This is a genomic window from Candidatus Zixiibacteriota bacterium, assembly GCA_022865345.1.
Lineage (GTDB): Bacteria > Zixibacteria > MSB-5A5 > MSB-5A5 > RBG-16-43-9 > RBG-16-43-9.
Genome location: JALHSU010000007.1, coordinates 1 through 21,889, shown reverse-complemented (window position 1 = coordinate 21,889; position 21,889 = coordinate 1). Strand labels below are relative to the sequence as shown.

Genomic DNA, 21,889 nt, shown 5'->3' with positions numbered 1-21,889 from the left:
GCTGAGCCTGATAGCTTTACTATCGAGATTAAGTAGTATGGTGGTGTTAGGGATTGAGAGCTCCTGCGACGAGACGGCAGTAGCTGTGATTGAGGATGGTCAGAAGGTCCTCTCAAACGTGGTCTTCTCTCAATGGGTTCATAAGAAATACTGGGGGGTAGTGCCTGAACTTGCCTCCAGGGAACATATTAAAACCATTCTTCCGCTCCTGAAGGCTTCTCTGGAAGAGGCAAAGGTCAGTTTAAATAAGATCGACGGCATAGCTGTAACCTGCGGACCGGGCCTGGTTGGCTCACTTTTAATTGGCCTCTGTTTTGCCAAAGGATTATCTTATTCTCTGGGAAAGCCGCTCATAGGGATAAATCACTTAGAGGGACATATCTTCTCCAATTTCTTGGAACATCCCGAGCTTTTTCCTCCTTTTGTATGCCTGGTAGTATCAGGCGGGCACTCCACCCTGGTCCATGTCAAAGACAAAGGTGATTACAGAGTCTTAGGGAGAACCAGAGATGATGCGCCAGGCGAAGCGTTTGACAAGGTGGCGAGGATACTCGACTTAGAATATCCTGGAGGTCCTTCCATCGACCAAATAGCTCAAAAATGCGAGTCTGGGGGGGTCAGATTTCCCAGGGCTTTTTTAGAGGAAGGTAGTTTTGATTTCTCCTTTAGCGGGCTCAAAACCGCTGTGGCTATATATGTGTCAAAACTCTCATCCCAGGAAAAAGAAAAACAAAGAGCTTGCATAGCCAAGGGGTTTCAGGAGGCGATAGTTGACGTGCTGGTCGACAAATCTCTTAAAGCCGCATTTGAGCTTAAAGTCAACCAGATAGCCATAGCCGGAGGGGTAGCAAATAACAGCCGTTTGAGAGAAAAATTAAGCTCGGAAGCTATTAAGGAAGGACCAAAACTTTACATTCCCTCCCCTGTCTTATGCACGGATAATGCGGCGATGATCGCAGCAGCTGGATATTTTCATCTAAAGAAGGGAGAAAAATCTCCTTTGGACCTGAATGCCTATCCTCATCTTTCCTTAGAGCAAAAAGTATAAATTTCATTATTAAAATGAAATCGACCCAGGTTGAGGACAACCTGGGATGATTGTTGGTAGGTCAGACATTCCTGTCTGACTGAACAGACAAGTCCAAGAAATGGATCCGTAGGAAATGTCTGTTCTACCGCTCGGTAGCTCCTCCTTGCCCTCAAGACGGGACAATAGTTTTTTTAAATAAAACCTCCAAGGCAGCAATATAGATACCCCCCTGTATTTTTTTCCTTCAGACAGAATTTTTTCCCTGAGGATGTCGATAAAATATATGAGCTAATCTAAGGAAAAGCCGCTTAGAGTGGGGTAAATAACTATTATGGGTATCTTTAAGAAAAAAGACCTTCTGACTTCCCTATCCAAAAGAAAAGAAGAGCTTCTGGACGCTTTGGGAGAAGAAGTTCTGATCCTGGATACTGCCTACAAAATCGTTTATGCTAATCAGAAATTTCTGGAAAACAGAGGAAAATCTATAGCTGAGGTCATCGGGAGATATTGTTACCAGGTGACGCATAATTTGGATAAACCCTGCCATATGTCAGACCAGGTCTGTCCACTAAATGAGGTCGTTAAAGGCAATCCTCCACTTGGGGTTATCCATCAATATAAAGGCAAAGAGGAGGAAAAAATTGTAGAGATAACCGCTTCTCCTTTAAAGGATAAAAAGGGAGGGTTGAAAGGGATAATCGAATTGTTTAGAGACATCTCTGAGAGGGAAAAGGAGAAAAGGGAATCTGAAGAAAAATACGGGAATCTAATCGAGAAATCTAATGATGCCATTGCCATCGTGCAGGACGATCAGATCAAATTGTTCAATCAAAAATTAGTGGAGCTGACCGGTTACAGCCGGGAGGAACTACAGGAAGCTGATTTCCGTGAAGGAATTGCTCCAGAATGCAGGGAGCTGATAATCGACCGTTACACAAAGAGACAAAGGGGGGAAGAGGTCCCGGATCATTATCAATTTACTCTGTTGACTAAAAATGGCCAGAGGAAAGATGTGGAGATGAGGGTTACCCTTATAGAGTATCAGGGAAAGATTGCCTCTTACTGCTTTTTGAAAGATATAAGTGAAAAGAAAAATGCTGAAGAGGAACTGAAGAAAGTTAAAGACTATTTAGATAATATCATAAATACTTCCCAGGTGGCGATAACGGTGATCGATAACCAGGGGAACTTCTCCATTTTCAACCAGGGAGCAGAAAGGCTAACCGGCTATAAAGCAGAAGAGGTCATTGGCAGAAAAAGGATTTTCGATTTCTACGCCGATGAAAAAGAGCTTGAACATATCCAAGGAAAGTTACAAGAATCTGGTTTGATAGAGAATTTTGAAACCAGTTTGCTTAGAAAAGATGGAAGCCGGGCTCCTATAAGCATATCGGTTTCTTTGCTTAAGGATCAGGAAGGGAATCCCATAGGTTCAATCGGAATAAGTTCAGACATCTCCGAGCGCAAGCAGGCGGAGCAAGAAGTCTTAAGGCAAAACGCCGTGTTGAAAGTGATAAACAAAGTACTTCAAGAGACTTTGGCGTGTGAAACAGATGAAGAGGTTGCTCGGAAGTGTCTCGCCTTAGCCGAGGAGTTGACTGGTAGCAAGTTTGGTTTCATCGGCGAACTGAATCAGGCAGGTCGCTTTGATACTATTGCCTTGAGTGATCCAGGCTTCGATGCCTGCAGAATGCCAAAGTCAGAGGCAGTGGTGATGATTAAAGATATGGAGATTCGAGCAATCTGGGGTAGGGCACTTAAGGACAGTAAGTCCCTGATAGTCAACGACCCCTTATCCCATCCCGACCGAGTGGGTACTCCTGAAGGTCATCCGCCGATAACCTCCTTTTTAGGCGTTCCATTGAAACGTGCAGGCAGGTATTTTGGTATGATCGGCTTAGCCAACAAGAAGTTGGGGTATGATCTGGCTGATCAGGAAGCTATAGAGGCTTTATCCGTAGCTTTTGTTGAAGCATTGTACCGAAAGCGGGCCGAGAAAGCTTTGCGGGAAAGCGAAGAGAGATTGAACGCCATAATAGAAAATACCCCGAATGTGGCTATCGAGGGGTATGATATAAATGGCAACATAATATACTGGAACAAAGCGGCTGAAAGGTTATTCGGCTGGACACAAAAGGAGGCATTAGGAAAGACTATAGATCAATTGATACTGGATAAGGAATCTGCGGAGGAGTTTCACAAGATCTTAAAAAACTTGGATGGGTTGAATAAGCCATCTGAACCCTCTGAATGGAAATGCAGAAACAAGAATGGGAATGAGATAACTGTTTACTCCACAGTTTTCCCCATACCTTCCTCTGGTGGTAAGAAAGAGTTCATCTGTATGGACATAGACATAACCCAGAGGAAAAAAGCAGAAGAGGAGATAAAGTATTTACAAGAATTCAACCAGGAGATCGTAGAAAAACTCCCGCTCGGTGTTCTCAGGCTGAATAGAGAGGGGAAAATCGTCTATGAGAACCCTAAGATGAGCCAGATTATGGGAGTGGAAAAAGGAGGAAAGTCCAGAGCCATAGGTATGAAGATAACTCAAATGCCAAATGTCGTAGGAAGTGGTGTAGTCCAGCAGATGGAGACCCTTTTAGCCGGAACCCCTTTTGCTTATCAGGTCTTCCCGTTTGTTTCACTCTACGGCAAGAAGACCATACTTTCGGTAAATGGAGTGCCTCTATTTAACCCACAGGGGAATCCAGAGGGAGCTATTTTATTAATTGAAGATGTCACCGAGAGCAAAAAGATCGAGCAGAAGATAATCCAGGCGAACAAGGAGCTTTCAGCCTTGAATGCCATCTCCTCCATTACCAACCAATCTTTGAACCTGGATCTAATCTTAAATGAGACTCTGGATAAGGTCTTAGAATTGACTGATTGCCAGGCTGGAGGAATCTACATTCTCAATCAAACCGATAAAGTGTTAGAGTTAAAGTCCTGTAAAGGACTCTCCCCGGAAGCGATTAGGGAGGTCGATAGGCTCAAATTAGGTGAGGGGTTTTCCGGGAGAATAGCTTTAACCGGGGAACCGATAACAGTTGAGGACATCAGCCAAGATCCCAGATTGACGCGTATGGTCATGAAAAGAGAAGGGCTTCATTCTTATCTGGGAGTTACCTTGAAATCCAAGGGTAAGATATTAGGCACCCTTTTCGTTATCACCCAGCAAGATCGAAGATATAATTCGGATGAAATTCAGCTTTTGGCTTCGATCGGCAACCAGATCGGGATGGCAGTGGAGAATGCGCATCTTTTCAGGGAGGCTGAGCAATGGATCGTCCAGTTAGAAGCTATCAGGAACATCACCAACCGCTTGAATAAATTGAACGACGTAAAGACCGTGGCTTCAGCAGTAATGGATGAGATCAAGAAGGTTATAGAGTTTGATAACTGCAGAGTTTTTCTTTTGAACGATAGTAGAGAAGAGCTTATCCCCATAGCCTTCGGTAGCGAGGTCGAAGAATATAAAGATGAAACCGAAGAGGTTTTGCGTCTAAAAGTCGGAGAAGGGATAACTGGTTGGGTTGCCCAGACTGGAGAGGGTCAGGTAATTGATGATGGTGAAAGGCATCCCCGTTGCCGGCACATCCCTGGAACACCGTATGTGGACGAATCTATAATGGCCTCACCTATGATCTATGAAGGAGTAGTCAGAGGAGTTATTACCCTCTCAAAGTTAGGTTTAAAACAGTTTAATCAAAACCATTTGACCCTTCTTAGCATCCTGGCAAATGAGGCAGTAGTGGCAATTGAGAATGCCAAGCTGTTTGAAGGTTTGAAACAGGCTTATGCCAGATTGAAAGAAGCCCAGGAGAAGTTAGTTCAATCTGAGAAGCTGAGGGCTTTAGGTGAGATGGCTGGAGGGGTTGCCCACGATTTCAATAACCTTTTGGGCGCTATCCTGGGAAGAGCACAGCTCTTGCTCCTTTCCGCCAAAGAACAGGATACCAGAAAAGGGCTGAAGGTAATAGAGAAAGCTGCACTGGATGGCGCAGAGACAGTGAGACGAATACAGGAGTTCACCCGATTAAGAACGGATGAAAACTTCATTCTACTCGATATAAATGAGATCTTAAAAGAGTCCCTGGAGATAACCATGCATAAATGGAAAGATGAAGCTCAGAAAAAAGGGATTCTAATCCAGGTGGAAACAGATTTAGATAGAAACCTTCCCCTGATTGCCGGAAACCCTTCAGAGCTCAGAGAGGTTTTTGTCAATATGATCCTGAATTCCATCGATGCCATGTCAAATGGAGGCACTCTTTTCGTTTCCTCCCGGTCAAACGAGAGTCACGTTTTAGCTTCTGTTAGCGATACCGGGATAGGTATGTCTGAGGAGATCCAGAGGAAGGTTTTTGATCCTTTCTTCACCACCAAAGGTCCTAAAGGGAATGGCTTGGGCATGAGTCTGGCTTATGGTATTGTAATCAGGCATAATAGCGAAATCTCAATTGAAAGCCAGGAAGGGAAAGGAACTACTTTTAGCGTAAAGCTGCCTTTGAGGAAAATCGTGGACAAAAAAGGAGGCAAACAGGAGAAGCCTGAAGAGGGTGCCACGGAAAATATCTTGATAATCGATGACGAACCTGCAATCCGGGAGTTGCTTTGCGACATCCTTCAATCCAGGGGGTATAAAGCTGTAGTTGTGGATGACAGTCTAAGAGGGGTGGAGCTTTTCGAAAAGGAGCAATTCGACATCGTGTTCACCGACCTTTCGATGCCGGAGATGTCCGGATGGGAAGTGGCGGACAGGTTAAAATCTTTAAACCCGGACGTGGTCATCGTGATGGTCACCGGCTGGGGAACCCAGGTAGATTCCAGAAGATTAAAAGCTCACGCGGTAGACCTTTTGATGGCTAAACCTTTTGAGGTAAAAAAGCTTTTTGAGATCTTGAATGACGCCCAGAAGATTAAAAAGAAAAGGGAGGAAAAGAAACTGGAAAAGGTTACGTCTGGTTAGATGATTTTTTATAGTAACTCGACTGGATTGGAAGCTGTGGTAAAAACTCCACGGCTTTTTTTATTGACATTTCTCTATCCAAAGATGAAATTAGAGGTGAAAAGAATTCTTTAATTTATGTGGTAGCGTTGCCTCTCCTGAGGCAACGAGTTGTCGTCCTCACGGGAGTGAGGATGCTACGGAATAAAAAATGGAAAACATCACCCAGATCCTTTTCAGCCTATTTTTAATCTATGCCTCAGCCAAGCTTTTAGGGGAAGTATTTGAGAGATTCAAACAGTCCGCGGTGATCGGCGAAATTTTAGCCGGGGTCATTCTGGGACCCCAGGTTTTTAATCTCATCGGTACCTCGGAGATTTTTCCGGTATTGGCTCAGATCGGAGCGATAATCCTTCTTTTCACTGTCGGGCTGCAGACCAAGGTCGAAGACATTATGACCGTGGGGAGAACTTCGCTGGTAGTTGCCTTCCTGGGCGTGATCTTTCCCTTCATCTTTGGATACCTTTACGTGCTGATAATAGATCACACCACAGTAGAGGCAATGTTCATCGGTGCGGCTATGGTGGCGACCAGCGTAGGTATCACCGCCCGGGTATTTGCGGATCTCGGTATTCTGGACACGAAAGTTGCCCGGGTCATCTTAGGTGCGGCGGTGATTGATGATGTAATCGGTCTGCTGGTCTTGGCCATTGTGACTGGTCTGGGGAAAGGAACTTTGTCTTTTGTCAAAATAGGATTAATCGTCCTGGAGGCAGTCGGGTTCATAGCTTTTCTGATAATAATAGGTCGAAAGGTAGTTCACCGGATGATTCCCAGAGTGGCAAGTTTTCGTACCAGGGACGCAGTCTTTTCCCTGGCAATTCTTTTCTGTCTTTTTCTATCTGCAGTTGCCAGCTACATAGACTTGGCTGCCATAGTTGGAGCATTCTTAGCCGGGATGGTTCTTTCAGGGCTGAATTTAGAGTATAACCTATCGATAAAAACAGAATCTCTATACAACTTCCTGGTTCCTTTTTTCTTTGTAATCTTGGGAAGCTGGGTTGACCTTTCCATATTTGCCAAGCCGGCGCTTCTGTGGGCGGCTCTGGTCATAACTCTTTTCGCAGTCTTAGGAAAACTCTTAGGATGTGGTCTGGGAGCACTGAACTTAGGAAAAAAGGATGCTTTAATGGTCGGGTTTGGAATGGTGCCTCGTGGAGAAGTGGGAATGATCATCGCTTCGATCGGCATGAGCATGAAGGCTATAACTTCAGACCTTTACACTGTGATCATATTTATGGTGATGGCAACTACCCTGGTAACTCCTCCGATTTTGAGGGGGTTGACTAAAAACGTGAGAAGAGAGACTTGAGACTGTAGCGTTGTCTCTCCTGAGACAACGGAGGTACGTCCTCACAGGAGTGAGGACGCTACAGTTCCGCCGATTTTGAGAGGTCTGATTCAGAACGTGAGAAGAAAAACCTTTAATTCATAAAATAGTTTGGAAGCAGAGAAAAAACTAAAAATCGCTTTGGGTGCTCTTTTAGTCGTGATCCTGATCGGCACCCTGGGATATAGTTTGATAGAGGGATGGAATATCTTAGATTCTTTGTATATGTCCGTTATAACCATATCCACTGTTGGATTTCAGGAGGTGCATCAGCTTTCCTCAACTGGCAGGGTATTCACCATATTTTTCATAATCTTCGGAGTAGGAACTACACTCTATGCAGTTGGGGCTGGAGCACAGTTGATGTTAGAAGGGCAAATCAGGAGTATTTTAGGGAGGAGAAAGATGAGCAAAAAAATTCAGGAGATAAAAGACCATTATATTATCTGCGGATATGGAAAAGTAGGCCAGCAGATCTACAGCGAATTTTCCTCGCGTCAGGTACCGTGTACAGTAGTGGAGAAAGATCCTGTTGTTGTGGAAAAAGCTATAAAAGACGGAGTCCTGGTGATTCAGGGCGATTCTACCTTAGATTCGGTTTTAGAGGAGGCAGGGATAAAAAGGGCAAAAGGGTTAATCTCCGCAGTCGCATCAGAGGCAGACAACGTGGTCATCTCCCTTTCAGCCAGAGAGTTGAATCCGGATATAGTCATCGTGGCACGGGCTGAGACAGAGGAGTCTGAGAAAAAGCTTTTAAGGGCAGGGGCAAATAGAGCGATCTCACCGCACACTCTGGGAGGGACCAGGATGGCGCTCGCAGCCTTAAGGCCTCACTTAGTAGATTTTATGCAGGTGGCAACATCAGCTCAAGGGATGGAGATGAGGATTGAGGAATTAGAGGTTAAAGAAGGAAGCACTATTTCAAATTCGACCTTGAAAGATTGCGAACTCAGACTTAAAGTAGGGGTAATCGTTTTAGGTATTCACAAGAAAACCGGGCAGATGCTTTTTACTCCCCCATCTGATGCTAAAATGGAGCCAGGTGATACCTTAATCGCTATCGGGAAAAGAGAGGATTTGGAGAAGTTAGAAAAATTGACCAGTAGTTAAGTTGTAGCGTTGCCACTCCTGTGGCAACGAAAAACGTCCTCACGGGAGTGAGGACGCTACAGGGGGAAACAATTTTATAGAGTATTCACTCTATGACAGGGTATACACCGCCATACAAAACTTGGGGAAAATCTCGTTCTGTGAGATTAAAAGGATTCGATTATACCTCTCCCTTTTCAATATATCATACAATCATTGGAGCCGCTGAAAAGCAGAATATTTTCGTGGATCCGGCCATTAATCAACAAATTGTAGAGATACTTAAAAATTCGGTTGAGCTTTATGGATATAAATTACTTTCCTACTGTCTTATGCCCGACCATTTGCATATATTAGTTCAAGCCACTGAATCTCCAAAAGACTTGAGAAACTTTGTAAGAGGATTCAAAGCGTTTAGCACTAAATCTGCCAGGAAAAACTTGTGGCAGAGGGGTTTTTACGAACATGTCTTAAGAAAAGAAGAAAACGCGGTAGATGTTGCAAACTATATCCTTAATAATCCAGTAAGAAAAGGATTGGTACAAGAGTACATGCAATATAAATGTTGTGAGTTAGTAATAAATGAAGGTAGCAACGAAAAAACGTCCTCACAGGAGTGAGGACGCTACGGCTTATAAAGGACCGTCTTCACAGGAGTGAAGACGCTACGTAAAGGACAATCGTCCCCACGGGAGTGAGGACGCTACAGGGAAAGATGACAGTAGCGTTGCCACTCCTGTGGCAACGATTTTTCGTCCTCTCAGGAGAGAGGACGCTACAGATACAAAAAGGGAAATCTTATGCCAGAGATAAGACAAAACCGCGCAACTAAAGAGTGGGTGATCATAGCTACGGAAAGAGCCAAAAGGCCTCACGATTTTCAGCTTAAAGAGAAGAAAAAAGTCCTGCCGGCTTTTGACCCGGACTGCCCTTTCTGCCCGGGAAACGAATCTCAATCACCCGGTGAGATCGTCTCTTTTCGCCAGGAAGGGACACAAAAGGATAAGCCGGGCTGGTGGGTGAGGATAATTCCAAATAAATTTGCAGCAGTCAGCCCGGGGATGGAGTTGATGAGGGAGACTGAAGGGTTTTTCCTGAAGATGGGAGGTTATGGAAGACACGAGGTGATTATCGAATCTCCCCAGCATAACCTCTCCTTAGGGAATATGAGCTTAAAACAGGTGGAGGAGGTCTGTTTAGTTTACAGGGAAAGATACAGAGAGCTTTGTGCGGATAAGGAGATCAAGATAGTCATAATCTTCAGAAATCATGGGAAAGCTGCTGGAACCTCTCTGGTGCATCCTCATTCCCAGCTTATTGCTATGCCTCTGGTGCCTACTCATATCAGGCATCTCTTAGAAGAAGCTACCAGGTATTATGATGACCACGGCAGCTGCGTTTTCTGCGATATGATCAAAGAAGAACTGGAGTTTAAAAAAAGGGTGATTTTAGAGACCGAATCGTTTGTCGCCTTTTCACCTTTTGCCTCACAGGTTCCTTTCGGCATCTGGATAGTGCCAAAGGAGCATAACGCTGGCTTTGGGAACATATCCGTAGATGAAGCTAAAAAATTAGCTTTCGTACTGAGGGAAGTTCTTACAAGGCTCCGTGACAGATTGTCTGATCCGGACTATAATCTGGTTTTGCACACTGCTCCGATAAGAGATTCGAATGAGGACTTTTACCACTGGTACATCCAGATACTTCCCAGGCTCACCACTCCAGCAGGATTCGAGTTAGGCTCTGGAGTCTATATCAACACTTCCCTGCCTGAGGAGACTGCGGAGTTTCTGAGATAAGGAGGTCTTAAGAGATTTTCAGAGTAGCAGGGTTACCATAATCAGTGTCAAAAAATGGAGGGTGGTTTTAGTATGTGACTATGTATTTGACACTGAGGGATTGAAAAAAGCATGGGGAGAGGAAAAGGGTTGATATTCCGAATATTATTTTATTCATTATATCCGAACCAGTTCGGTAATAGCCAAGTGAGGTGAAACTACATAGGTAAGTTTATAGTGCATTTTATGTTGAGGCCACGATTTTCAAACCATAAACAGAGAGAATCAAATGGAAAAAGTAAGTCTTACTGATATTCTCAATATTCTGTATGTCACAGAATTAAAAGACATTGCCTACAACTTAGATATAGACGATAAAGGAAATAAGCAAGACTTAATAATACGTATTGTACAAAAAGCTCCAGATCCACACAGTCTAATTTCATTACTCAAAAATGACGAGTTAAAGGCAATTTGTCATGAATTTAAGCTAGAAATTGGGAATAAGGGGGAAATGATTGAGCGTATCTTAGGAATTGTTGACATAGGTTTGACTGGAAAAATAATTGAGCAAATAAAAAAAACACCTGAATTTATAGAGCCAACGATTGATAATGTTATTGAAAATTTAGAAAAGCTCAAAATTAACAAACGAGAAATTAGAGATGAAAAAGATGCTGAAGAAATAATAGGTGACTATCTTGCAGGATTCTACAAGCATGTTATGTCTCAATTCTTTATTGGTGGTAACCTAGGTTTAAAAATTGACTTGGACATTGACAGCAGTAAGGTCGGTATCGAAGTCAAGCTTTCCGAATCTCTCTTAAACAATACGAGCGAAATGTTTAGATTAATCGGACAGTTAATCTTTTATAAGAATCGAAGATATCATGACAATCTAATAATTGTTGTCGTGGGAGACAAAGATGATCTTGATGAGCCCGTGATCATCGAAACATTTAATTTCCTCAAAGAATTTGGCATAAGAGTTGTCGGAATCCCAGTTTCTTAAGGCGTGTGCAAATTAGTCTGAGAGACGTAGTCTAAAATGAAAGGAGGCAGTATGAGACCCACAAAAATCTATTCCTCTTTGCTATTTGTTTTGGTTGCTCTGCTTTTAACTTCATGCTCGAATCCTAAAAAGGACTATGAGCCTATAAAACTATTGCAGATTACAACAGAACAGAGTATCCAGGGGACGAGTGACGATTCCGCCAAGCTCAAAGCATGTGAAGATGTCATCAAGGCTTTACAGGAGTTTGTGAAAAGGCATCCTAAGGGTGAATGGAATATAACTGCGAATTCAGCTTTGGAGAGTTGGCAGTCAAAGAAGGCTTCGATACAAGAGAACATCAATCGCAAACTGGACTTCGAAGCAGTTCAGAAGCTCCAAGATGCCGCAGAACAGATAATGCAACATTCCACCGACTACGCTGTGCGGATGAAAAGTTGCGACGATATTATCAACTCGCTGCAGACGTATATCTCCAAGCATCCCGAAGGCGAATGGACAACATCTGCCAAGACAGCCCTGATGTCCTGGGAATCAAGAAAAGCTACGTTAGAACAAGAACTCAGTTCTCTTAGTAATAAGCTCTATGGGTTGCTGAAGGAACGAGCAATTCAGGAAGCCAACAAGGTACATAGAATGTCCAACATTGAAGAAGTGCGCTTGGATAGCCGAGACAAGAAAGCGGTGGGGGCTAACATTCAAGTTACTGATGTCTATGCTATTCGTATGCGAGGTGCCATTATTCGCTCGAGCATATTCAAATTAAAGGTGACCGTGTCCGGTGGCATTGTTCCAGAGACCAAACGTGTTTTTGTTGACGAAAGTGCTACTGTCGAAGAATAGATTGGTGACACTTTTCTTGCGTCCCTCAGCATAGCACGAACAAAAACGTCTCGCCCTGGAAAGTCAGAGTTGAACATTGCTTAGTTCACAGTTAATGAAGTATTGTAGTTCGTTCAGCAAGGTCGTTTTTGAGTAAAACGTTCGGTGCAATAAATTTGAGGGCAGCTCAAATTAAAAGAATTAGACATTTTGATATCAGGTTGTTCTTATGAAGGTTTTAATTATCCAGAACTGTAAGACAGAAGGCATTGGATTATATGAAGAGTATCTTAAAGAAAAAGGGATAGATTATTATGTTTTCCCTGCCTACTCTGGAAAAAGATTTCCTTCCATAAAACAATTCGATGCTTTCATTGCTGGCGGAGCTCCAATTTCTGCTTATGAATTGCATAAATATCGTTTCCTGAGTAATGAATGGAGATATTTGAAAAAGGTTATCCAGTTAAATAAACCTTATCTTGGTATCTGTTTTGGAGGTCAATTATTGGCTCGGCTGCTTGGAGCAAAAGTGAGCAGAAATCCGGTAATGGAGATTGGAGGATATGAGGTAAAACTCACCCCTGATGGTAAAAAGAATCGATTTTTCAAAGGGTTTCCGAACAGATTTCCTGTGTTCCACTGGCACGGAGATACGTTTGACATACCAAAAGGGGCAAAATTACTTGTCCAGGGGATCGATTGCAAAAACCAGGCGTTCAGTTATAAAAATACCCTTGCTTTACAGTTTCATCTTGAGGTCACTTCCCAGGACGTTAGTATTTGGGCAGATAAATACAGGAATGACCTAAAAAGAGTTTATAAGACTAAACAGAAAGTGGTGAAAGAATCTAAAACCAGAGAAAAGAAGATGAAAAGACTTGCATTCTTGTTATTGGATAATTTTCTTAAGAGATAAAGATGTGGCCCCTTGCTCCCTGTGGGATGTTATACCGCTTTCTTCAGGATGTTAGCATCCGCCCTGGAGCGGGAAAATGTAGTTGCTCGATTCATCGAGCAAGAACTCGTAGTGCGACCCTTTCAGGGTCGCCTGAGCGAGGCTAAAAGCCTCGCGCTACGAAAAGCAATAATTTGATAACAAGCCCAATGAATTGGGCAACTACAGAGAAATGGAGGATTTATGGAAACAAAAATCTACAAATTAAAAGTTCCTGAAGGTACGAACGTAATCTTGGGGCAGACTCATTTTATCAAAACCGCAGAGGATTTATATGAGGTTATGGTCAGTTCCGTCCCGGGGATAAAATTCGGTCTTGCCTTTTGTGAGGCTTCAGGTCCCTGTCTGGTTCGCTCTGAGGGGAATGATGAGGAGCTAAAAAAATTAGCTGAAACTTCTGCTTTTGACATCGGAGCGGGTCACACTTTCATCATCTATATCAAAGACGCTTTTCCCATAAATGTTCTGAACGCCGTAAAGAGCTGCCCTGAGGTCTGCAGTATATTCTGTGCTACTGCTAATCCGGTTGAGGTAGTAATCGCGGAGACCGAACAAGGCAGGGGTATTCTTGGCGTCATAGACGGTTTCAAGCCGAAAGGAATCGAAAAAGAGGAGGATAAAAAACACCGGAAGGAGTTCTTGCGTAAAATCGGTTACAAGTTATGATCGAATACACCAATGGAATTCATATCAAAGATACGCTTTTCTGGTTAGATGCCCGGAAAAAGAGCGATTTCTCCTTTATCTCGCACGCTCATATCGACCACGTTGCCAGGCATAAGGAGATTCTGGCAACTGAGGAGACCAGAGCTTTATATGAGCATCGCCTGGGAAAGATTAAAGCGATAACCTTAGGATATAACGTTCCAAAGAAAGTAAAAGGGGTGAAGGTCGAGCTTTTTCCATCCGGGCATATCCTTGGCTCTGCCCAGATTTTACTTGATATAGCCGGGACAAAGATAGTCTATACTGGCGATTTCAAATTAAGAAAATCTCTGACCGCCAAAAGAGGTGAGATCAAGAAATGTGACATTTTGATTATGGAATCGACTTTTGGTCTGCCAAGGTATATTTTTCCACCTGTGGAGGAGATTTATCACAAGATTACAGATTTTGTGGAAAGGGCTTTGAATCAAAAAAAAGTTCCGGTGATACTGGCGTATTCTCTCGGAAAAGCCCAGGAGGCGATAAAGCTTTTAGGGGATAAAGGTTTTAAATTGAGCCTGCACGGCGCGATTTACAGTTTGGCTAAAATCTATGAGGAGTTCGGGGTAAAGTTTAAAAATTATGAACCGTACGAACACGGAAACCTGAAAGACAAGGTTCTGATTTCTACTCCCTGGAGCAGAAGGCACAAGATGGTGGATGAGCTTCCGCATAAAAAAATCGCCTTTTTATCCGGCTGGGGAATGGATAATGGGGCAAAATACTCCTACAACGTGGACGAGGTCTTCCCCTTGTCTGACCATGCGGATTTTAAGGAGCTTTTGGAATATGCAAAAGAATCCAACCCTGAGAAGATTTACGTTGTGCACGGCTTTAAGGAATTTGTGGAACATCTGAAGAAATTGGGCTTTGATGCAGAGGAATTAAAAGAGACAACGAAATTTGATAAGAGATTGAGTAAAGAGATACTGATGAATTATGATTTGTTTAGGTAATAAAAAACAATGACGAATTACAGATGGATGATGAAAAGCGGGTGTAGGGACAGAATATTGTTCTGTCCATTCAAAGACTGAGAATGTTGCCAGGAGGTAACGCCTGATAACACTAAAAACCATCCTTAGTGAAAACTGTCATCATTCTAAATTAACTTAAGCTTAATCTGTTTTAATCCCGTGCACTGACCAATTTTCTTGAACAAGATTATACTTTGTATTCTTGGTATCTTTCCTTGATAGCATTAGTTTTAGAAATGAATCCACACCGGAAGTTTTCCCATCTGAGACAAGATGCCCATGCGAAGGTTGAATTCCAATAGCCACTAGTGAATCCCAATACATTACTAGTTGGTAAACATCCAGGGCCTTTGCTTTTCCCTTCTTTACTTCATAGATGTCTATATCTTTAGTCGGAGCTTGATTCCAATACACATCCACGTAGACTCCATTGCCGCAATCATAGTCTTGCTGGACTTCATGAGTTAACTTAGCCAGACCTTTTATATGAGTATACAATTCTTCCCTCAGGTCTCCTTCTGATTTACCACCACCATGTGGTAATTTATCGGGAGGAATATCCTGATTCACTGCCTGAATGACTGATGACCAGATCTCACTATCAAAATTAAGACTGGTCTTGTTGTTTAGGGTCGGGGGTTTGGCATCTTCGTGCTCAGGGAATCTAATCTCTCCGGCAATGCCATTCAAACTAGGGTGTCTTTCTCTATCCCATATTTCACTTATAAGACGAGTGGCAACTACTCTCCTTCCTATACGAAAATCTACCCCCTGAGAATCTGGAGCATGCTTATAATAAAATTTTCTCTTCTTTGTCTCCGCTGATTCCTTCATTATTAGACCGATTTCACCTTCCACATTTATTTTTCTGCCTTTGTAATTGATTGAAATCGGTCCGATTGAGTTTTTTGATTCATAATCGGGCAAAATATGGCTTACCGGGTCGGGACTAATCATTTCGATAGATGTGAAAATTTTCCCATCTGCTTTGATTCCTTTTTCAAGAAAACCACGGTAGTAGACGCCTAGATGTTCTCTGAGGTAATCCATGATTGTAGAGATATTTGCTGGCAGTGACCCACGCCTTCCAGGGGCAACTGCAACAGTTTGAAGATAAGTAAGAGGAAGATGTAAGGTAACGATAGTTCCAGTGGACTGTGGTCCGAACGGTTGCCATTCCTTTCCATCCCTTTTGAAAATTTGCTGAGAAAATGATAACGGTCGACGGCATTCATAGAATACATTGTTTTGAATTGCATCCCGATCCCGTGTTTGAAAGGTCCAATCTGCCTTGGTAAGCTCCTGAGCTTTAGACAAAACATTCTTCAACCCATATCCGTGCTCGTTCAAGTCAGACCCTGTCGAAGGAGGACACCCCGTCTTAAAAACTTCGTTCTTAAGTTTAGTCAATGAAATTCCAGGCACATCATCCCAAATTCTTACAATGTAATTATCCCCTCCTTTTTCTTCGCTTGAAATGTCTATGTAAACATTAAAATCTTTATCCTTCGCGGAAATGGCATTGTCTATCAACTCAGCGACCATGTTATTGAAATGAAGTGGTGCCTGCGCAAGGCCTTTGTAGAATCCACTCTCATCTGGACTCGAATTCGCTCTGAGCTCTTCTTCCATTTTTTCTTCTCCTTCTTATAAAGAAAATAAAAGGTTGAATAATTTCTTTTTACAATTTAGTTCTTTAGATGTATTTAGCAAGGATTTTTTGGTGAAAAATGAATAATACATTTAGCTTGACAAGCCTTGTTTTTTATCGTAAATACCCTGAAAAGTGACGCCGTGATAGCTGGTCAGAGTAAACAAGTCAAAAGGAGGTTTAAATGGTTCAACCCGCTCCAAGACCTGTTCCAGAGGGGATGAATACCTTGACGACAATGCTGTTTTTCAATGGCAATTGCCGTGAGGCGATCGAATTCTATCAAAAAGCATTCGGGGCAGAACTTATGGGGTCTATTGCGCCGACACCGGATGGTAAGGGAGTTATGCACGCTATGCTGAAGTTCGGCAATTCGCACATAATGTTAGCTGATGCGATGCAGGGCGAATGGGAAAAGGGTCCTGAAAATTTCGCCACAGCAAGTCTTTTCATGTACGTGGAAGACTGTGACTCTGTATTTAAAAGAGCAACTTCCGCGGGGTGCAAGGTAATGATGCCAACGTCAGATATGTTCTGGGGTGACAGGATGGGTAAAGTGAAAGATCCGTACGGACATTGCTGGGTAATTGCCACATATAAATATGTTCTCACGCCTGAGGAGATGCAAAAGGGACAACAGGAATGGCTGAAGTCGTTTAAGCGTTAGTATAGTCCCGGAATGAAAGAGCTCTGAAAAAGTAGTTTCTTCAGTGATCCTGGAGTGCAAACCTTTCCTATGGATCCGTTTCTCGGATAGGTTTGCCGAGATTGAATTTCTTAGTGACCATCAGGTTAATGGTAAAGCTTTACACTCCAGTTCCTGCTTATTTTCCCTTGACAATTTTTGTTTTTTATCGTAAATATCCTGACGACTTGGCGGCGTAGCTCAGCTGGCCAGAGCAGAGGAATCATAATCCTTTAGTCAGGGGTTCGAATCCCTTCGCCGCTATTTTTTTCTGTAGGGATAGGGCTTGTCCCTGTCCGAATCCTAATGCGGACAGCCACAAGGGCTGTCCCTACAAAAATCTTTTCAAAAAGGCAAGAGCAAGCTCTTGCGCTCCAAAAACAGACAGGCAAGATGCCTGTTCCACCAACAGGATACAAATGTATCATTTTTTTATTCTGTATATTTTCTTGGTTAAGGGTTTGACATTTAATTTTTGAGGTCTTATATTAGTTTTTGGATTAAGGAGCTTTTCATATGTGGTATAATCGCTTAGGGTTTAAATTAATCTTATTCGTGGGGTCTATTCTGATTATTGCCTTAGGGATTTTCACCTTTGTGAGCATAAATTCCCAGAAAAGACAGTTGATCGGCGAGGTTTTGAAAGGAGCTTCCCGAATCAGCGAGACGGTTAAAAGGAGCACGCGCTACGATATGTTAAAATATGAAAGCGAAGCGGTGCACAATATCATCGAGACGATTGGTGAGCAGGAAGGGATTGAAAAGATCAGGATTTTCAACAAAGAGGGGACCATAATGTTCTCCACTGATAAAAAGGATATCGGCACAATGGTGGATAAAAAGGCAGAAGCCTGCTATGCCTGCCATTCTGCTGAGAAGCCGTTAGAGAAACTCCCGATGCCGGAAAGGAATAGAATCTACAAGAGTAAAGAAGGGCACCGGGTCCTGGCAATGATAAATCCTATCTATAATGAAAAGGATTGTTACACTGCAAACTGCCATGCTCATTCATCCACCCAAAAAGTCCTGGGGGTCCTGGATATAGGGATGTCCCTGGAAGATGTGGACAGCGAGATAGAGGGGAATCAGAAGAAAACTTTAGCCTTTGCCATTGTCCTCTTTTTAGGTATCTCGATGACCATCGGAATATTTGTTCGAAGGTCAGTAAGCCGACCAGTAAGAGCTTTAGTGGATGAGACCAAAAGGATTGCCTCCGGGGATCTGGAAAATGCTTTGAAAATAGAATCTAAAAGTGAGATAGGAGAGTTAGCCAACTCCTTTAACCGGATGACCAAGGATTTAGCCAAGGCTCAGGAAGAGTTGAAAGAATGGAGTAAAGTATTGGAGAAAAGAGTGGAGGACAGGACCCGGGAGTTGAAGAAAACCCAGGAACAATTAGTTCAGTCAGAGAAATTAGCTTCCCTGGGAAAATTAGCTGCCGGGATTGCCCATGAGATAAATAACCCCCTGACTGGTATTCTGACTTACAGCTCTCTGCTTTTAAAGGAACATAAGGATAATCCTCAGATGAAAGAGGATTTGGAGATCATTGTTAATGAGACCACCCGCTGCAGGAAGATCGTAAAAGGACTTTTGGAATTTGCACGTCAGACAGAGCCCTCTAAAGCTCCAGCCGATATAAACAAGGTGGTTGAGGAGACCCTTTCATTACTTGAGACTCAGGCTCTTTTCCAGAACATAAAGATAGAAAAAAGACTAAAGAAAGGGCTGCCAGATGTAATGATGGATACGGACCAGATAAAACAGGTTTTTGTAAATATAATCTTAAATGCGGCAGAAGCGATGCCTCAGGGCGGTACCCTGACCATAGAGACAGAGACGGACTCAGACAGCAGGTTTTTGAAAGTGAACTTCACTGATACGGGCTCTGGAATTCATGAGGAGAACTTGTCCAAGATCTTTGACCCGTTTTTCACTACTAAAAGATCAGGGAAGGGGACCGGTTTGGGGCTTTCGGTCAGCTACGGGATAATTCAGAGGCATGACGGATTTTTAGAGGTGAAAAGCCAGTTAGGAAAAGGATCGACTTTCACAGTTAAGTTGCCTTTATGAGATCTCTGGAAATGACAGACAGTAGCGTTGCCACTCCAGTGGCAACGGCATTCATAACACATGATCGTCCTCACAGGAGTGAGGACGCTACAGTGCTCTTTATATTTGTATAATACTCATACAAGGAGATAAAGACAGAAGATGGCAAAAGGCAGAATCTTGGTGGTGGATGATGAGGTGGTGATCTGCAAAAGCGTGCAGAGGATACTTTCACCTGAGGGGTATGAGGTGGAATTTTCCTTATCCGGGGAAGAAGCCTTAGAAAAGCTGAATCAGGAGAGCTTCGACATCGTCATCACCGATCTGAAAATGCCGGGAATGGACGGGATGGAGCTTTTAGTAAAGGTAAAGGAGAAAGACCCTGAGATAATCGTGATAATGATAACCGGATACTCCACCGTGCAAACCGCGGTCCAGGCAATGAGAATGGGCGCTTTAGATTACATACCGAAACCGTTCACCCCGGAAGAACTGGTCGTGGTGGTGGAAAAAGCCCTGGATAAAAAAAAACTGATTTTTGAAAATATCTACCTGCACAAGGAATTAGAGGCTAAGTATTCTTTTGAGAATATCGTGGGAAATAGCCCTAAGATGCAGGAGGTATTCAAATTCATACGTAAGGTAGCTCCTACAGATAGCACGGTTTTAATCTATGGTGAAAGCGGAACTGGAAAGGAGTTAATTGCCAGGGCTATTCATTTCAACAGTAACCGGAAGAATAAGCCTTTTTTCCCGGTAGACTGTGGGGCCCTGTCCCAGGACCTTTTAGAATCCGAGCTTTTCGGACACGTGAAAGGCTCTTTTACCGGAGCGATATCCACCAAACCGGGAATCTTTGAAGTGGCAGATGGGGGCTCAGTTTTCTTGGACGAGATCGGAGATATAAACCCCATTATCCAGGGAAAACTTTTGAGGGTCATCCAGGAGCAGGAATTTCTGCCAGTGGGAGGGGTTCAGACAAAAAAAGTGGATCTGCGCTTCATCGTTGCTACCAATAAGAATTTAGAGAAGCTGGTAAGTGAAAAAAGGTTCAGGGATGACCTCTATTACAGGTTAAATGTGGTTTCAATCACCATCCCTCCTTTACGTGAGAAAAAAGACGACATCCCGATTCTGGCTTACCATTTCCTGAAGAAATTCAACCAGGAGATGGGAAAGGATATAAAAAGCATCTCAGTAGAGGCAATGAATAAACTGATTAACTACGAATGGCCCGGTAATGTCAGGCAGTTGGAGAACGTAATAGAAAGGGCTGTGGTTATGGCGGAAAGCCAGACCATCATTTCAGAATACCTGCCCGCATCGATTTTAGGAAAAGGCGCAGATATGGATACCAAAATCCCCAGGGACTCTGAAGAGTTGAAGCAGATGAAGAAATATCTCAGGGAAAGCGCGGTGGAGAACGTTGAGAAGATGTTTGTACTGGAGGCCCTGAATCGGAACGACTGGAATGTCACTAGGACAGCCAAAGAGGTTGGGATGCAGAGGACTAATCTTCAAGCTTTAATGAGAAAGTATAATATAAGAGTAAAAGATGAAAACGAATAAAACTTTTATACATTTAGTGATAAGTTATACATCTGCTTTTTGGCATAAGCCACGTATTTACAACAACTTAATTATCAAGTCCGCATAAAAAAAATATACAAGAGCTTCTTAGTTCTATTCCTTCCGAAACTCCTCTCAGTTTTTATTTTGTTATAAGTCATTATTTTATAACATCTTAAAGACTAGTGTACTGATCGAACCTGCTAATTGGCATTCTACTTGCTTTAAATAAGTTTGTGAAAAAAGTAACAAGCTAACAATTAGAGGAGGTAAGCAAGATGAAGGACAGAAAGAACGTACTGGTGATAGACGATGAACCAATCGTCTTAGATAGCTGCCGAAGGATATTACACGATGAAGGGTTTGAGGTAAATGGAGCTATGAACGGCAGAGAAGGTTTAAAGAAGATCGAGGAGGATAAATATGATGCGGTTTTAGTTGACTGGAAGCTTCCGGAGATAGACGGGATGGAGGTTTTGAGGATTATAAAGAAGAACCATCCTGATATAATCGTAGTAATGATAACAGGTTATCCTTCTGTGGCATCTGCGGTACAGGCGATGAAGTTAGGGGTATCTAATTATGTTTCAAAGCCTTTCACCCCAGAGGAGTTGAAAGATGCTTTAATCAATGCCTTGGAACAGTCAAAGACACCTAAAAAGGAGGGGCCAGAACTTGAGTCAGCAATTGAAGCAGAGGTAAAAAGGATTATTGCCCGAACTGAAGAGAGGGTGGAGGCTACCCAGGATGAAGCCTTAGTTACTCCGATAGTGACACCAATCCCTGCCGAAGAAGGAAAGGTTGGTCCAATAAGATCATTTTTAGCCACCCTTTGGTCCAGATTATTCTTTATCGCTTTGGGTCCTATAGTTATTTTCGCTATAATCACTGGCGTTTTCAAAGTGGTTTTTGGAAAAAAGCCTTTGAAATTGTAAAGGAAACTCTACTATCTAAAAGTCAGATGGGTTCTTTACTCAAGAACCCATCTGAAAAAAATAGAAAGACCCTATATAAACCAAAGACATGGGGGCTATCCTTTTGAGATTTCTTTTATAGGATTTAATAATTTTTGTTGACATATCCTAGTTGTATAGTATATGATATACGGGAGCTTTTTTTTGAGGTAATTTGTGAAGATTTTCACAAGGATAAAGCGGACCTAAATAATCTTAAATCGCAGAGGTCTTTATGATAGATACCAAAGAAAAACTTAACCAGACCTT

16 protein-coding genes and 1 tRNA gene are annotated in these 21,889 nt (G+C 42.8%); 16 read left to right on the top strand and 1 reads right to left on the bottom strand.

Annotated features, from left to right (window positions below):
- Positions 1–37 precede the first annotated feature (37 nt).
- The 11 genes from tsaD (at position 38) to MUP17_00290 (ending at position 14,688) form a co-directional block, all read left to right on the top strand.
- Positions 38–1,048 (top strand): tRNA (adenosine(37)-N6)-threonylcarbamoyltransferase complex transferase subunit TsaD, encoded by a 1,011-nt coding sequence (gene tsaD / locus MUP17_00340; GenBank protein MCJ7457428.1) that lies wholly within the window; start codon positions 38–40, stop codon positions 1,046–1,048.
- A 313-nt stretch (positions 1,049–1,361) separates the two neighbouring features.
- Entirely contained in the window at positions 1,362–6,002 is a 4,641-nt protein-coding gene (locus MUP17_00335) for a PAS domain S-box protein (protein MCJ7457427.1), read from the top strand.
- A 190-nt stretch (positions 6,003–6,192) separates the two neighbouring features.
- Positions 6,193–7,353, top strand: coding sequence for a cation:proton antiporter (locus MUP17_00330; GenBank protein MCJ7457426.1), 1,161 nt, complete (start codon positions 6,193–6,195; stop codon positions 7,351–7,353).
- 129 nt (positions 7,354–7,482) lie between these two features.
- Positions 7,483–8,481 (top strand): potassium channel protein, encoded by a 999-nt coding sequence (locus tag MUP17_00325; GenBank protein ID MCJ7457425.1) that lies wholly within the window; start codon positions 7,483–7,485, stop codon positions 8,479–8,481.
- Positions 8,482–8,621: 140 nt separating this feature from the next.
- Entirely contained in the window at positions 8,622–9,080 is a 459-nt protein-coding gene (locus MUP17_00320) for a transposase (GenBank protein MCJ7457424.1), read from the top strand.
- Between the two features lie 180 nt (positions 9,081–9,260).
- The gene (galT, locus tag MUP17_00315; GenBank protein MCJ7457423.1) at positions 9,261–10,259 is read left to right on the top strand and encodes a galactose-1-phosphate uridylyltransferase; all 999 of its coding nucleotides are present in this window, start codon (positions 9,261–9,263) and stop codon (positions 10,257–10,259) included.
- Between the two features lie 268 nt (positions 10,260–10,527).
- A complete protein-coding gene (locus MUP17_00310) occupies positions 10,528–11,250 on the top strand; it encodes an SAP domain-containing protein (protein MCJ7457422.1) in 723 nt (240 codons plus the stop codon).
- Between the two features lie 51 nt (positions 11,251–11,301).
- On the top strand, positions 11,302–12,093 hold the full coding sequence (locus MUP17_00305; protein MCJ7457421.1) for a hypothetical protein: 792 nt from the start codon (positions 11,302–11,304) through the stop codon (positions 12,091–12,093).
- A 208-nt stretch (positions 12,094–12,301) separates the two neighbouring features.
- Complete coding sequence (locus tag MUP17_00300; protein MCJ7457420.1) at positions 12,302–12,988, top strand: type 1 glutamine amidotransferase; 687 nt, start codon at positions 12,302–12,304, stop codon at positions 12,986–12,988.
- A 222-nt stretch (positions 12,989–13,210) separates the two neighbouring features.
- On the top strand, positions 13,211–13,693 hold the full coding sequence (locus MUP17_00295; GenBank protein MCJ7457419.1) for an adenosine-specific kinase: 483 nt from the start codon (positions 13,211–13,213) through the stop codon (positions 13,691–13,693).
- Positions 13,690–14,688, top strand: a complete 999-nt coding sequence (locus MUP17_00290) for an MBL fold metallo-hydrolase (GenBank protein ID MCJ7457418.1) — start codon at positions 13,690–13,692, stop codon at positions 14,686–14,688. The genes MUP17_00295 and MUP17_00290 overlap by 4 nt, the downstream gene beginning before the upstream one ends.
- Positions 14,689–14,850: 162 nt before the next feature.
- Here MUP17_00290 and MUP17_00285 read toward each other — a convergent pair whose 3' ends face one another.
- A complete protein-coding gene (locus tag MUP17_00285) occupies positions 14,851–16,341 on the bottom strand; it encodes an ATP-binding protein (protein MCJ7457417.1) in 1,491 nt (496 codons plus the stop codon).
- 203 nt (positions 16,342–16,544) lie between these two features.
- Between MUP17_00285 and MUP17_00280 the strand changes: the two genes are divergently transcribed.
- From MUP17_00280 to MUP17_00260, 5 genes are all read left to right on the top strand, one after another.
- A complete protein-coding gene (locus tag MUP17_00280) occupies positions 16,545–17,027 on the top strand; it encodes a VOC family protein (protein MCJ7457416.1) in 483 nt (160 codons plus the stop codon).
- A 208-nt stretch (positions 17,028–17,235) separates the two neighbouring features.
- Positions 17,236–17,309: transfer RNA gene (locus MUP17_00275), tRNA-Met, on the top strand.
- Positions 17,310–17,561: 252 nt separating this feature from the next.
- Entirely contained in the window at positions 17,562–19,118 is a 1,557-nt protein-coding gene (locus MUP17_00270) for an ATP-binding protein (GenBank protein MCJ7457415.1), read from the top strand.
- 141 nt (positions 19,119–19,259) lie between these two features.
- A complete protein-coding gene (locus tag MUP17_00265) occupies positions 19,260–20,666 on the top strand; it encodes a sigma-54 dependent transcriptional regulator (protein MCJ7457414.1) in 1,407 nt (468 codons plus the stop codon).
- 278 nt (positions 20,667–20,944) lie between these two features.
- Complete coding sequence (locus tag MUP17_00260) at positions 20,945–21,601, top strand: response regulator (protein ID MCJ7457413.1); 657 nt, start codon at positions 20,945–20,947, stop codon at positions 21,599–21,601.
- The last annotated feature ends 288 nt before the right edge of the window (positions 21,602–21,889 follow it).